The sequence below is a fragment of the Pedobacter sp. HDW13 genome (assembly GCF_011303555.1).
GTDB lineage: Bacteria > Bacteroidota > Bacteroidia > Sphingobacteriales > Sphingobacteriaceae > Pedobacter.
The window spans coordinates 3,119,756-3,132,817 of sequence record NZ_CP049868.1 but is presented as its reverse complement, the minus strand read 5'-3'; the positions used below and the strand labels follow the sequence as shown (position 1 = coordinate 3,132,817).

Annotated in this window: 15 protein-coding genes; 2 read left to right on the top strand and 13 right to left on the bottom strand. The window is 37.4% G+C overall.

Annotated features, from left to right (window positions below):
- Position 1: 1 nt before the first annotated feature.
- Complete coding sequence (locus G7074_RS13425) at positions 2–1,312, bottom strand: UDP-glucose/GDP-mannose dehydrogenase family protein (RefSeq protein ID WP_124561057.1); 1,311 nt, start codon at positions 1,310–1,312, stop codon at positions 2–4.
- A 150-nt stretch (positions 1,313–1,462) separates the two neighbouring features.
- Between G7074_RS13425 and G7074_RS13420 the strand changes: the two genes are divergently transcribed.
- Positions 1,463–2,698 carry a 3-deoxy-D-manno-octulosonic acid transferase gene (locus tag G7074_RS13420; protein WP_166212437.1) on the top strand — a complete coding sequence of 412 codons (1,236 nt, stop codon included), beginning with the start codon at positions 1,463–1,465 and terminating at the stop codon, positions 2,696–2,698.
- Here G7074_RS13420 and G7074_RS13415 read toward each other — a convergent pair.
- The 9 genes from G7074_RS13415 to G7074_RS13375 all read right to left on the bottom strand — a co-directional run bounded on the left by G7074_RS13415 (position 2,688) and on the right by G7074_RS13375 (position 9,655).
- A complete protein-coding gene (locus G7074_RS13415; RefSeq protein ID WP_124561058.1) occupies positions 2,688–3,194 on the bottom strand; it encodes a gluconokinase in 507 nt (168 codons plus the stop codon). The genes G7074_RS13420 and G7074_RS13415 overlap by 11 nt on opposite strands.
- A gap of 6 nt (positions 3,195–3,200) precedes the next feature.
- Entirely contained in the window at positions 3,201–4,211 is a 1,011-nt protein-coding gene (hemH, locus tag G7074_RS13410; RefSeq protein WP_124561059.1) for a ferrochelatase, read from the bottom strand.
- 327 nt (positions 4,212–4,538) lie between these two features.
- Complete coding sequence (locus G7074_RS13405) at positions 4,539–5,210, bottom strand: fatty acid desaturase (RefSeq protein WP_166208797.1); 672 nt, start codon at positions 5,208–5,210, stop codon at positions 4,539–4,541.
- 34 nt (positions 5,211–5,244) lie between these two features.
- A complete protein-coding gene (locus G7074_RS13400; protein ID WP_124561061.1) occupies positions 5,245–5,778 on the bottom strand; it encodes a cysteine hydrolase family protein in 534 nt (177 codons plus the stop codon).
- A 34-nt stretch (positions 5,779–5,812) separates the two neighbouring features.
- Positions 5,813–6,661, bottom strand: a complete 849-nt coding sequence (locus G7074_RS13395) for a 4-hydroxy-3-methylbut-2-enyl diphosphate reductase (protein WP_124561062.1) — start codon at positions 6,659–6,661, stop codon at positions 5,813–5,815.
- Between the two features lie 12 nt (positions 6,662–6,673).
- Positions 6,674–7,348, bottom strand: coding sequence for a carotenoid biosynthesis protein (locus tag G7074_RS13390; protein WP_124561063.1), 675 nt, complete (start codon positions 7,346–7,348; stop codon positions 6,674–6,676).
- Positions 7,318–8,415: a glycosyltransferase family 2 protein gene (locus G7074_RS13385; protein ID WP_124561064.1), complete on the bottom strand. Its 1,098-nt coding sequence runs from the start codon at positions 8,413–8,415 to the stop codon at positions 7,318–7,320. The genes G7074_RS13390 and G7074_RS13385 overlap by 31 nt, the downstream gene beginning before the upstream one ends.
- Complete coding sequence (locus G7074_RS13380) at positions 8,412–9,035, bottom strand: 1-acyl-sn-glycerol-3-phosphate acyltransferase (protein WP_124561065.1); 624 nt, start codon at positions 9,033–9,035, stop codon at positions 8,412–8,414. The genes G7074_RS13385 and G7074_RS13380 overlap by 4 nt, the downstream gene beginning before the upstream one ends.
- Positions 9,036–9,145: 110 nt before the next feature.
- Entirely contained in the window at positions 9,146–9,655 is a 510-nt protein-coding gene (locus G7074_RS13375; protein ID WP_124561066.1) for a phosphoribosyltransferase family protein, read from the bottom strand.
- Between the two features lie 188 nt (positions 9,656–9,843).
- Here G7074_RS13375 and G7074_RS13370 point away from each other — a divergent pair, with 188 nt between their 5' ends.
- The gene (locus G7074_RS13370) at positions 9,844–10,548 is read left to right on the top strand and encodes a head GIN domain-containing protein (protein ID WP_124561067.1); all 705 of its coding nucleotides are present in this window, start codon (positions 9,844–9,846) and stop codon (positions 10,546–10,548) included.
- A 155-nt stretch (positions 10,549–10,703) separates the two neighbouring features.
- Here the strand turns inward: G7074_RS13370 and G7074_RS13365 are convergent, their stop codons facing one another.
- The 3 genes from G7074_RS13365 to G7074_RS13355 all read right to left on the bottom strand — a co-directional run bounded on the left by G7074_RS13365 (position 10,704) and on the right by G7074_RS13355 (position 12,892).
- On the bottom strand, positions 10,704–11,111 hold the full coding sequence (locus G7074_RS13365; protein WP_124561068.1) for a hypothetical protein: 408 nt from the start codon (positions 11,109–11,111) through the stop codon (positions 10,704–10,706).
- A gap of 93 nt (positions 11,112–11,204) precedes the next feature.
- Positions 11,205–12,614 carry a 23S rRNA (uracil(1939)-C(5))-methyltransferase RlmD gene (gene rlmD / locus G7074_RS13360; protein WP_124561069.1) on the bottom strand — a complete coding sequence of 470 codons (1,410 nt, stop codon included), beginning with the start codon at positions 12,612–12,614 and terminating at the stop codon, positions 11,205–11,207.
- 167 nt (positions 12,615–12,781) lie between these two features.
- Entirely contained in the window at positions 12,782–12,892 is a 111-nt protein-coding gene (locus G7074_RS13355) for a hypothetical protein (protein ID WP_025145553.1), read from the bottom strand.
- Positions 12,893–13,062 lie beyond the last annotated feature (170 nt).

Genomic DNA, 13,062 nt, shown 5'->3' with positions numbered 1-13,062 from the left:
TTTAATCTATTAGTTTTCTACCTATGCTATTATAATAATAGCCAAGATCGATCATTTTTTGCAAATCATACAAATTTCGACCGTCGAAAACCACTTTATTTTTCAAAATACTCTCAATTTTATCAAAATCGGGGTTACGGAAAACCGACCATTCTGTTGCAATTAACAGTGCTTCAGCACCTTCCAATGCTTCGTACTGGTTTTTGGCATAATTAATCTTATCGCCTAAAATATTTTTTACATTACCCATTGCTTCCGGATCAAATACGGTAACGGTAGCACCATTCTTAACCAGCTCATCGATAATATACAAAGCAGGTGCCTCGCGGATATCGTCGGTTTCAGGTTTAAACGCCAGCCCCCAAAGTGCAAAATGTTTACCTTTAATGTCGCCTTTGTAATATTTTAATACTTTATCTACCAAGATTGTTTTTTGCTTCTCGTTAACCTCCATTACCGATTTCAAAATCTGGAAATTATAGGCATAATCATCAGAAGATTTAACCAAGGCCTGTACATCTTTGGGGAAACATGAACCGCCGTAACCCACACCAGGAAAAAGGAAACGTTTTCCGATACGGTCGTCTGATCCGATACCGCGTCTTACGGCATCAACATCTGCACCTACCAGCTCGCATAAGTTTGCAATTTCGTTCATGAACGTAATTTTAGTGGCCAAAAACGAGTTTGCTGCGTATTTGGTCAGCTCAGAAGAACGCTCATCCATAAACAGGATCGGGTTTCCCTGACGTACATAAGGCGCATATACCTCGGTCATCAGTTTTTTGGCTCTTTCGCTTTTGGTACCCAAAACCACACGGTCTGGTTTCATAAAGTCATCAACAGCCACACCTTCTCTTAAAAACTCAGGGTTAGAAACCACATCCACCTCAATTGAAGTATTTTCGGTAAAAACAGCTTTTACTTTATCGGCTGTACCCACTGGTACTGTTGATTTATTTACGATTACTTTATACTCCGTAATGAGCTTCGAAACGTCTTTAGCTGCGCCTAAAATGTAAGAAAGATCGGCAGCACCATCTCCACCCGGAGGCGTTGGCAAGGCCATAAAAATAATCTGCGCATCTTTCACTGCTTCAGCAAGATTGGTAGTAAAAGTTAATCTTTCCTGCTCAATATTTCTATGGAACAGAAGGTCTAAACCAGGCTCATAAATAGGCACTTCGCCCGCCTGCATCTGTTTAACCTTTGCTTCATTAATGTCAACACAAATAACATCATTTCCTGTTTCTGCTAAACAGGTTCCGGTAACTAAACCTACGTATCCTGTACCAATAACGGCTATTTTCATTTAGAGTATAATTTATTTTTGTCTGTAACGAAACGATCCTGAATCATCTAATTGCCTTGATTTATAGACCAAATCCCAATGGTTTCGTATATTATTAAGCTTTTTAAATATATTCCTTTTATCTTGGCACGAAGATATGAAATTACACTAATGCTTTTGCTTTACATAATCGGAATTCGGGTTTACATTTTACTTATAAGGATCTTTTCAATATTTAATCCTAAGGCAAGGCTGTTTATAAAAGGGCGTAAAAACGTCTATACACAAATTGCTCAGCGCATTAATCCTCAGGATAAACATGTGTGGTTCCATTTTGCTTCGTTAGGCGAATTTGAACAAGGCCGGCCGGTTTTAGAAAAACTGAAAGCACTTTATCCTTCCAAAAAAATTGTAGTTACTTTTTTTTCGCCATCGGGATACGAAATCAGAAAAAATTATGCTTTAGCGGATGTTTTTTACCTGCCAATTGACAGCAATAAGAATGCGAAACGCTTTATCGAAAGTATCAACCCTGAGATGGCCATTTTTACCAAATATGAATTCTGGCATTTTTATTTTAAGGTGCTTAAAGATCGTGACATTCCTTTATATGTAATATCGGGCATTTTTAGAGATAATCAGACTTTTTTCAAATGGTATGGTGGTTTTTACCGCAACATACTTAAAGCAGTAACCTACTTTTTTGTTCAGAATGAAGAAAGTGAAAACCTGCTAAAATCAATTGGCTTAAACAATGTAACCATCAATGGCGATACCCGTTTCGATCGTGTTTATGAAAATGCACAAACACCTAAACAACTGCATTTGATTGAAAAGTTTATTGATGGCAAACCAACTTTGATTTGCGGAAGCACCTGGCCTGAAGACGAAAAGTTATTGGCTACATTGCCTGCCAAATACCCCGACTGGAAATTTATTATTGCACCACACGAAATTCATAGCGGCCACATTGAAAGTATTGAAAAACAGTTTCCGGTTGGCAGTTTGCGGTTTTCAGTTTTAAGTGCGCAATTGGAAGCCAACAATTCTCAAATCTCAAATCTCAAATCTCAAGTCTTAATAATCGATAACATTGGTATGCTTTCTGCTTTGTACCAGTACGGTAAAGTGGCTTATATAGGTGGTGGTTTTGGCGCCGGTATACACAATACCTTAGAAGCTGCCGCTTTTGGTTTGCCTGTAATTTTCGGACCTAAATATGATAAATTCCAGGAAGCTAAAGATTTAATTACCATTGGCGCAGCTAAAAGTATATCATCTACAGAAGAGCTAATTGATGCTTTTAATATCTTTGCAGGCAATCAGCATGCGACCGACTTAGCCAGAGCATACGTGGCCGGCAAGAAAGGGGCAACAGATCAGATTATTTCGATAATTACGAAATGAGCTTAGCCTGAGCGATTTCTTCGACAACTGCCTGAATAGACTGATCGATAGAGATCGTAAGTATATCATGCTCGTCATTTTGTGGCTCCTCCAGTGTATCAAACTGGCTCTTCAGTAAGCTTGAGGGCATGTACTGATGCGAACGTTTCATAATCCGATCGTGGATTAAATCAAAACCTCCTTTTAAATACACAAAGCTGATGCTCGGATTATCAATCCGCAGCAGTTCGCGGTAGGCTTTTTTTAATGCAGAACAGGCTATAATGCATGATGTGCAGTGCGCTACATGCTCGCGGCCAACTTTGGCAATCAGCTGAAGCCAATCCAAACGATCTTCGTCGGTTAATGGAATGCCAGCAGCCATCTTATCCACATTGCGCTGCGAGTGGAGATTATCACCATCAATAAACTCAGCGTTTATCCGCGGTGCAAGCGCTTTCCCAATAACGGTTTTACCACTTCCCGAAACCCCCATTAAAATGATAAAACCTGCCATTTTTAATTATTTAATCATTCCGGCAAGTGCCTCAATAAACACCGGACTATCGTTTAAGCTTTCTACCAACTGAACATGCTCGCCGCCTAACTCCCTAAACTCTTCGTGGTATTCTACCGTAATTTCGTAAAGCGTTTCCAGGCAATCGGCCACAAAAGCCGGACTAAAAACCAGCAAACGCTTTTTACCTTCTGCGGCTAATTTTTTAAGTACATCGGTAGTGTAAGGTTGTACCCAGGGTTCTTTACCTAAACGCGACTGAAAACAAACGGTATATTTTTCTTCTGGCAGGTTTAATTCACTGGCAATTAGCCTGGCGGTATGGTGCCCTTGTGCTGAATAGCAAAACTTATTAGTATCATTTAATGTTTGGCAACAATCACTACTTTTTAAGCAATAACTGCCGGTATGGTCGCACTTCAGTAATTGACGTTCGGGTAAACCATGGAAACTGAACAACACATGATCGTAAGTCTCTATCTGATGTTTTCTTGCATTTTCCGCAAAAACCTTTATCATTAATTCGTTATCATGGAAAGAGTTAACAAAGGAAATTGGCGGAACAGTTGGCCATTTACTCACCAGTTCCATAACCAGCTGCATTACCGAACCAGTACTGGCCGATGCATACTGCGGAAACATCGGAATAACCTGAATACTTTCTACCAAACCCAATTTCAGTTTATCGAGTACTGATGCAATAGAAGGATTTTGATAGCGCATGGCTAGCTCTACCTGGTACTCGTCGCCTAATCTTTCTTGCAGCATTTTAGCCTGCAATTTACTGTAATACAAAAGTGGCGAACCGTTTTCATTCCATATTTCGCGGTATAATTTAGCAGTTTTAGGGCTACGGAAAGGAACAATTATCCCTTTAACCAAAAGAGTACGGTTTAATTTAGGAATATCAATTACCCTTTCATCCATCAGAAACTGATCAAGATATTTTTTGACATCGGCTGTTGCCGCACTATCGGGTGTTCCTAAATTTACCAGTAAAATTCCCTTTTTGCTCATTGATATTAAAATATGTTATTTGCGCAAATATCGCGTATTTATTGTTTTTAACCTATGTTAAAAAGTGATGAAAAACATTTTTTCGTCAATAGAAAATAATATTAACCGCAATTTATTCCTTAGTTGTTTAACTGAAACATGATCTACTCAAGGATGAACCCTGATGATGCAGAAAAATGGTTTTGCAAAGAAACCCGGCTGCAGGAAGCAAAAATCCATAATGAGTATCAGAAACCTTCGTGCAATATGCAGCAATAAATCATTATAAAACAGGAAAATTTACTTTGAGGCGGATGCACTGACAAACACAGACACCGCGGAGATGCATTATTTTGCCTTATACAACTGCCACCAGGGCATAGCTGGTCTTTGGTGATGTTCTAAATGATAGCCAAAAAAGTAACAGGTAATGAAAGCGATAAAATGGTTCTTCTTTAGTGTAGTAGAATGATATTCGTTATCGTGCTCACCTTTATGCGGCAAATAAGTACCAAAATAAAATAACTGAAAGGTGCTTAAAAGGGATGGTAGTACCCAGAATAACAACAGGTTTTTTTCCGACGCCCATATTTTCAAAATGTTGTAGGTAACGGCCATAATTACCAGTTGTATTACCGTTACATAATTTAGCATAAACCTGAAATACCACTTCCAAAAACCATGTGGAGCAAAATCAGGATCGTTAGCGGTATGTACATGATTGTGATGCTGATGGTGTTTGGTATATAAGCTGTTATAGAAAAAGCCTGCATACAAAAACACAGCAAGGAAACCGAAAAGTTTGTTTACTTTTCTATTGTTTGAAATTGTACCATGCATGGCATCGTGCGCGGTAATAAATAAACCCGTGTATAAATGCATTTGGACTAAAACCATCAAATAAACAAGTGGGTTGCTCCAGGAGAAATGCCAGGTAAGCAAGCAATAAAGCGATATAAACCAGCAGGAAATAACCAGAGTTGCAACACCTAAACCAATCCACGATTTTTTATTGTCCATGGTTTAAAATAATTATCGATTGTGATTCTTCAAACTACAAAGCCAACTCATTGGTTTTAATAACTTTGATTTTAAAGTTAGTTGGTGTCATCTCGTCCCAAATCCAATTGTAATACTCAATCACTTTATTTGCACTTAAATGTGGTCTATCTGCAGTAGTATGAGCATCTCCAACAACTGTTACATTGTAATCTTTAGCAATAGCCGATTTTACCGTAGAATCGACACAAAAATCAGTCGCACAACCTGTTATAAATAATTCGGAAATATTGTGTTTGGAAAGAGTATCCTCTAGCTGTGTATTATAAAAAGCATCATTAGCTGATTTTGAAACCACATAATCAGTATCGCATTTGATTAATTCAGGTAAAAGCTTCCAATCTGGAGAGTTGGGCAAAAAATTATTTTCCTTAGTGCCATTATGTTGGACAAAAATTACTTTATCCTCATTAATTCTGAAATAATCCGATAATTTATTAATTCGCTCAATTACACCTTTGGTATCATGTCGCAAATCATAGGGTTTAAAGCTACCAATCTGCATATCTATTATTAATAATGCTCTCATTTAAATAACAAATATTAACTGATAGATTTTATAGTTAGTATTTTTCTAAAGCAGCTTTTACATCCTCCATCAACCACATTGGCGTAGAGGTTGCACCACATATACCTACTTTATCATTTTCGGCAAACCAGGTCTGTTCCAATTCTTCAACATTAGAAATGAAGTAAGCATTTTCATTGTACTTCTTACATACATCGTAAAGCACTTTCCCGTTAGATGACTTTTTACCAGAAACAAAAACAATCTTATTGTAATGACTCACAAAATCTTCCAACTCCTGATACCGGTTAGATACTTGCCTGCAAATGGTATCGTTGGCCTTAACATCGTAGCCACGACTCAACAATTCGTCTTTAATGTGGTAAAATTTATCGGTGCTTTTAGTGGTTTGACTATACAAAGTAAACTTTTCCGGAAGCTCCACATTATCGAGTTCGGCTAAATCCTGAAAAACAATGGCTTTACCATCAGTTTGCCCCTGCAAACCAATTACCTCTGCATGGCCGTGTTTACCAAAAATAAGCACTTGTTCTTCATCATCGTGCGAGTTTTTAATCCTATTCTGCAACTTTAAAACCACCGGACAAGATGCATCAATCAAAGTGAGGTTATTTTCTAATGCCAGCTGATAAGTTGAGGGGGCTTCGCCATGTGCCCTGATTAAAACCTTCTCATCACGCAAATCTTTTAAAATTTCGTGATCGATGATTTTCAGTCCGCGTTTAGTTAAGCGCTCAACCTCTTCATCATTGTGTACAATGTCTCCCAAACAGTATAAATAACCTTCGTTATCTAAAATATCTTCTGCCATTTCTATTGCATACACTACACCAAAACAAAAGCCTGATGATTTATCGATGTTAACCTGTAAGTTGTAACCCATTGCAATACAAAATTAAGCAAAAATATTTGTTCCGGTTGTCATGTATAAGACAACAAAAAAGATAAACTGTGCCACAAACATCGCAGTACCTAAATATTTCTGTTGCTTTAAGCCCAACGCATAGTAAAACTTTAATAAAATAACCGAAACGATAAACCAGGCTACATAATTCTGAACCGGTATTTCGTGCCAGTCCCATTGCCAATAGTTAAATTTCATAGCTACAGGTTCTAAAAAATAATCGAAAATCACCAACACCAACGCACCTGTAACAGAAGCAAGTATACTGTTTCTAATCTTTATTGCTTTCATCATCTGCCCTACACTAAAAATCAGGATTACCCAGTTTACCCCCATAAGTAAGGGTACTGCAGCAATTTTGTAACCCAGTGTAGGTCCGTAATAATAACTCCCGAATATTTTACCCGTGTGTACGCCCAAAACCTCAACCATAAAACCGCAAAGAAAAACTCCTGATACAAATAGCAACAAGCGTTTAACATCGGCATTATAAGCAAAAACAATTACGGCAAACATCAGCAATAAATGGAAAGGAACGAGCTTAAGGAAATACGGTTGAGCCACAGGAATTAAAAAACCGAGCAAACCAACCAAATGAAAAATGATAATTACAACAACTGCAACTCTTTTAACCTTTAAATCGCTTTGATCGTTCTGCCCTTCCATGTGCCTGTTTTAAAAATATGCTTTTTTATAGAAATCAATGAAATAATCAAGAAGAACAACATCTGAAAGGGATGCAAAATCAAATTTATCAAAACATTCTGTCCGGATAAATAGGAAATCATTATTCTACTTAAAATTATTAAAGTTAATGGTAATACCAGTAAAGTAATGTTAAAGTTTAAGATTAAAATTACCGGGCCAATAGTTACCAAAAGCTGGTAAAGTAATAAGATTAAGATGTTATTACCAAAACCTGCAAGTAAATTTTTACTAAAACCGACTATACTTTCATTCAGTCCTTTGTACATCCTGCAATAGATCAGGCTATTGGCTAAAAGTGCTTCGGCATTAAATTTTTCCAGTTTAACGCGTTTCATAATTTCTACATCTTCAACCACCTGATTTTTCACCCGTTCGTGCCACTGGTTTTCGTTATAGTTATGGGCATTAAAAAACATACATTGACCGCTGGCTGCAGCAAATGCCGGATTTTTTGAAAGTTTAACCAGACGCAGAGGCAGCAGATTTAATAAGATGAAATGCATCAACGGAACAGTTAACCGTTCACCAATTGATAACATTATCTGATTGGTAAAAACACTTAATAAAGCCAGATTTCCTATTTCCATACGGGCAATTAAGCTGTTAATTAGTCCGCGCTTAATGGTTTCATCAGCATCAATAAACAAGAGGTATTTTCCGGTAGCCATTTCGGCAAGCTGATGGCAGGCAAAGTTTTTCCCCAGCCAATCTGCTGGGAGTTCTTTCCCTTTAACTACCCTAAAATTTGGGTTAAGTGTACAAAACGCTTCTACCAGTGCAAAAGTATTGTCGCTACTACCGTCATCTAAAACAATTACTTCATAATGAATATAGTCCTGCTCCTGAATGGAAGTTAACAGGTCAATTATATTCTCCGCTTCGTTGCGTGCCGGAATCAAAATGGAAACCTTATCCTGATAATGTTTAATTACCCTTGATAATTTAGGATTAGATAGGAAATTAAAGACAGTAACCGAAAACCTGATGACCAGAAAAATTAGTACTGCGTAAATAAAAATCGTCATTCAGTAATCTGTGTTTGTTTAATAACTGATTGATCGTAATGTTTATTGTACGCACTTTTTAATAACTGCAAACTCACGTATTCTTCTGTTTCCCAATTTTGAAGATAAGCATAAGCCCTTGCCTTTCTTTTCGAAAAATAATCGACAAAGGTAGCAACAAAAATAATACTCATCTTTTTCTGACTGGCATTAATCATTTGCATAACCCCTTTTTCAAAGCTGATATTCTTTAAATGATTAGAATACAATTTCCCCTGCGGAAAAACGAGTACCAGATTATTTTCACCGTCTAAAAGTTTACCTGCATAGCTCAGTGTATCTAAAACATCTTTACCCTTGCCCTCCGCAGCAAAAGCTCCCAAATATTTCAAAAAGCCAATTTTATTGTAGTTCTCGGCATTAACCAATACATGAAATTGCTTTTTAAATAGCTTTTTATTGAGATAAAAAATAAAGAATCCATCCCACCAGCTGAAATGATTGGCCAGAATAAGGATTGAAGCATTGGGTTTGGTTTCAATTCCATCGAAATGGAAGGCTGAGAAATCTTTTTTAATGATAAACTGAATGTACCAGGAGAAAAAGCTAAAAATCAGATTATTTTTCCTAGGTTGATACATTTCGGGAAATTGCAAAAATTTGGGCTCAAATGCAAATATGGTTTATTTAATAGAGCTATAATTCGACGATGAAAAATAATCCATTATACATCTTCAATCTTACCTACATCCTAGCTCAAATACACCCGGTCTTCTTCCCCCTCAACATCCATCACTACATCTACATGCTCTTTCAAAATGGTTGCCAGTTCAAGGCCAACAAAATCGGTTGCAATCGGGAATATTTTATGGCTTCGATCAACTAAAACCACGGTGCGAATTTTTTTATGGGGGGTATTTAAGAAAACACCTAAGCCATAAGCCAGAGTTTTACCGCTGTTCAGTACATCATCTACAATAATGATCACCTTGTTTTTCCAATGGCTTTCATCCAAATCAGTAGAGGCTACCAGTTTACTACTCTCCTTTTGAAGATCGATGCGCAACAAAGTTATTTTAAAGCCGGAGATTTTTTTAAGTACTTTTTCTAACCTTAAAGCCAGCTTGTAGCCACGATCCCAAATTCCGGCAAGTACAATTTCCTTTTCGTTCAGGTTATCTTCTAAAATCTGATAAGCGATACGATCTATCTTTTGCTGAATTTGTTTCTTATTTAGGATAAGTAATTGTGATGCGGCCATTGTATAAAAGGTTGAATACAAAAAGAACGATTTTAAGCATGAAATTCAAACTATTTGAAAAATAATTTCGATTGGCTGCAACGTTTTGGCTCCAACTGCGTCTTATTAATACCAAAAACAAAATCCCAGGCTGTCATTACCATAAAACCAGGTTTGATGGCTTTAAAAATCATTTAACAAAGAGCACTATGAAAACCCTTACCAAATCTGCAACCATATTATTTGTGATTGTGAGCAGCTATATGGCTAAAGCACAGGAAACCAAAAATGTTGCCGTAAAAAACTTTAACAGCATTGGCATTAGCAGCGGAATAGATTTATACCTTACCCAAGGTGGAAATGAAGGTGTAAGCATCCAGTCGGACAGCGAAACCCTGAAAAACATTGTAGTAGAGCAAAACGGAGCCAACGTAAACATCAAGTTTAAAGATGGCATTAATTGGGGTGGCCTGTTTAAAAACCGCGTAATTAAAGCTTATGTAACTTATAAAAGCCTCAATGCAATTGCCGCATCAGGCGGTTCGGATGTGGTTACCCAAAATCAATTAAAAACAGATAAACTTGCCATCCGTTCATCAGGTGGTTCAGACCTGAAACTGGATGTAGTTTGTAACGATTTATCGATCCAATCGAGCGGTGGTAGCGATATCGATTTAAAAGGTAAAGCTGAAAACATGACCATTCAATCAAGCGGTGGCAGTGATATTGATGCTTACGGTTTTATTACCAACTATGCCAAAGTGCAGGCATCGGGCGGTTCGGATGTAGCTATTTACGTGAATAAAGGTTTAGAAGCATCAGCAAGTGGCGGTGGCGATGTGCATTATAAAGGAAGCGCATCACTGAAGAAAACATCAAGCTCTAAAAGCGGAGATGTAAGACACGTGAATTAAAAAATTTTAGTTTAGTTTAATGATAACTCGCTGCTTTGTGGATACAAAGCAGCGTTTGTTTTTTTAAGGTGATTGCACAGATTACAGGATTACACAGATGGGTAATTGCAATTTTTGTTATTCTATATTTATCCCCAGACTACAGGGGACTCAGACTATCTTTTCTTGTACGGATAATAAATGAAGTTTGCGCCTTCAGGAACAATCACGAATACGCACATAAAATCTTCTGGTTTTTTATAAACCTTTAAAAACGGTTCTTTTTTTTCTTTGCTAATGATGCCTTTTTCTACAAACTCTTCTAAGGTAGAAGCCTGGATGGTCCAATTAGTGTTGAGTTCTTCTTTATTTAAAATCAATTCACCAATATTAACTTCATGCTGGTGGGCAATAAAAATTGGGTGAGCAGAAATTCCTTCAACCATAATTTCTATTGCTACTTCTTTAATTGCATCCGCGTAAAGTTCCAGGTCTTTTTCTAAACTTACCAGCGGACTTTCCTGCTTTTTTTGAGGCGCTCCACCATCTTCGGGTGTTGCACTTAACAATTCTTCTCTATCCATACCTACTAATTATCGAATTTTGAATGGTTGAATGAATGTTGGAGGCAACTTAATTCATTCAACCCACGCTCATTCAATTATTCTATCATTCTTTTATTTCAATCTTAACAATACAACATTCTCTACATGCTGCGTGTGTGGGAACATATCTACTGGCTTAATACGCGCCACATCGTATTTTTCATTTAACAATTCAAGGTCTCTGGCCTGTGTTGCAGCATTACAGCTCACATAAACAATTTTTTCGGCCTCCATTTCCAACAAGCGCTGCACTACATCGGCATGCATACCGGCTCTTGGCGGATCGGTAATTACCACATCAGGCTTACCATGGCTTGCAATAAACTCTGCGGTAAGGATATCTTTCATATCTCCGGCATAAAAGATTGTGTTATCAATTCCGTTTAACTCCGAATTGAATTTAGCATCTTCAATAGCTGTTGGCACGTACTCTACCCCTACCACCTGCTTTACATTTTTGGCCACAAAATTGGCAATGGTTCCAGCACCGGTATATAAATCGTACACTAGCTCGTCGCCTTTAAATTCTGCAAAATCCCGGGTAATTTTATACAATTCGAAAGCTTGCTCAGAATTGGTTTGATAAAAAGATTTTACTCCGATTTTAAAGCGGATGCCGTCCATCTCTTCAAAAATATGATCGCGGCCTGCAAATACCACCACATCCTGATCGAAAATGGTATCGTTTTTCTTTTGGTTAACAATATATAACAACGAGGTAATCTGCGGAAATTTAGCTTTAAGGAAATTCATCAAACCATCTACCTGTTCCTGTTCAGGATAAGCAAACACTACGGCTACCATTACCTCACCAGTAGAAGAAGTACGGATAATGAGGTTACGCAGTACACCTTCATGATTACGCAGATCGTAAAATGATAATCTGTTATCCAAGGCATATTTACGTACGGCATTTCTGATAGTGTTTGAAGGTTCGGCCTGCAAATAGCAATGCTCTATATCTAAAATCTTATCAAAGCGCAACGGCACGTGAAAACCAAGGGCATTCATATCAAAATCTTCATCGCGTTCTACATCGGTTTTTTCTAACCAGCGTTTGTTCGAAAAAGTAAACTCCAATTTATTGCGGTAATAGCGGTCTTTTGCCGAGCCTAAAATAGGCTCAGTATGCGAAGTATCTATTTTACCAAGGCGCTGCAAGGCAGCCTCTACATTTTTCTGTTTAAATTTCAACTGAGATTCGTAGCCCATGTGTTGCCATTTGCAACCGCCACAAGTACCAAAATGAGCGCAAAACGGATCGGTACGTAAATCAGATTTTTCATGGAGTTGCTCAATTATCGCCTCAGCGAAATTCTTTTTCTTTTTTGTTAAGCGCACATCCACCACATCGCCGGGAACTGCTTTATCAACAAAAATCACCAATTCATCGGCTTTACCAACACCTTTTCCCTCTTCGGCAATATCGATTATTTGTACGTTTGGAACTATAGTTACCGTACCAGGTTTTCTTCTACTCATTATTTTGCAAAGATAAGGCTAAAAGCTGAAAGAGGAAAGTCCAAAGGTTAAAGAGCTAAGCTGAAAGCTAAAGTTGGAATGAGTATAAATAGTTGGAAAGAAAGATCGGGCAATATTTTTCCGCTCAGTTTATAATAACTGATTCAGCATATTTTTGATATTAGAAACTATTTTCCAAAAAATTTAAATGCGGCTCCCCAGAAACCATCCAGCCAATTAAATTTCAGGTCAAATTTTTCATCTACCTGTACAGAAAATTCGAGTATTTCTTTGCTCATGATAAAAAACCTTTCAACTTTAACAATAATACAAAATTCAGACCGAAAACCAAAACAGTATAGTTTAAGTTTTTGTTAATTTTACATCAAAAGGTTAAACCTTGTATTTATTCTTCCTTCAACTTCTCATCTGCTGATTTTCAATTCTTTATTTGATAATCAGATATAAT

Bases quoted from the DNA above. Each gene is read 5' to 3' on its own strand.
- G7074_RS13420 (WP_166212437.1), top strand. From the start codon at position 1,463: ATGCTTTTGCTTTACATAATCGGAATTCGGGTTTACATTTTACTTATA.
- G7074_RS13415 (WP_124561058.1), bottom strand. From the start codon at position 3,194: ATGGCAGGTTTTATCATTTTAATGGGGGTTTCGGGAAGTGGTAAAACC.
- G7074_RS13370 (WP_124561067.1), top strand. From the start codon at position 9,844: ATGAAAACCCTTACCAAATCTGCAACCATATTATTTGTGATTGTGAGC.
- G7074_RS13375 (WP_124561066.1), bottom strand. From the start codon at position 9,655: ATGGCCGCATCACAATTACTTATCCTAAATAAGAAACAAATTCAGCAA.
- G7074_RS13405 (WP_166208797.1), bottom strand. From the start codon at position 5,210: ATGGACAATAAAAAATCGTGGATTGGTTTAGGTGTTGCAACTCTGGTT.
- G7074_RS13395 (WP_124561062.1), bottom strand. From the start codon at position 6,661: ATGGGTTACAACTTACAGGTTAACATCGATAAATCATCAGGCTTTTGT.
- G7074_RS13365 (WP_124561068.1), bottom strand. From the start codon at position 11,111: ATGGATAGAGAAGAATTGTTAAGTGCAACACCCGAAGATGGTGGAGCG.
- G7074_RS13380 (WP_124561065.1), bottom strand. From the start codon at position 9,035: ATGTATCAACCTAGGAAAAATAATCTGATTTTTAGCTTTTTCTCCTGG.
- G7074_RS13400 (WP_124561061.1), bottom strand. From the start codon at position 5,778: ATGAGAGCATTATTAATAATAGATATGCAGATTGGTAGCTTTAAACCC.
- rlmD (WP_124561069.1), bottom strand. From the start codon at position 12,614: ATGAGTAGAAGAAAACCTGGTACGGTAACTATAGTTCCAAACGTACAA.
- G7074_RS13425 (WP_124561057.1), bottom strand. From the start codon at position 1,312: ATGAAAATAGCCGTTATTGGTACAGGATACGTAGGTTTAGTTACCGGA.
- G7074_RS13355 (WP_025145553.1), bottom strand. From the start codon at position 12,892: ATGAGCAAAGAAATACTCGAATTTTCTGTACAGGTAGATGAAAAATTT.
- hemH (WP_124561059.1), bottom strand. From the start codon at position 4,211: ATGAGCAAAAAGGGAATTTTACTGGTAAATTTAGGAACACCCGATAGT.
- G7074_RS13385 (WP_124561064.1), bottom strand. From the start codon at position 8,415: ATGACGATTTTTATTTACGCAGTACTAATTTTTCTGGTCATCAGGTTT.
- G7074_RS13390 (WP_124561063.1), bottom strand. From the start codon at position 7,348: ATGGAAGGGCAGAACGATCAAAGCGATTTAAAGGTTAAAAGAGTTGCA.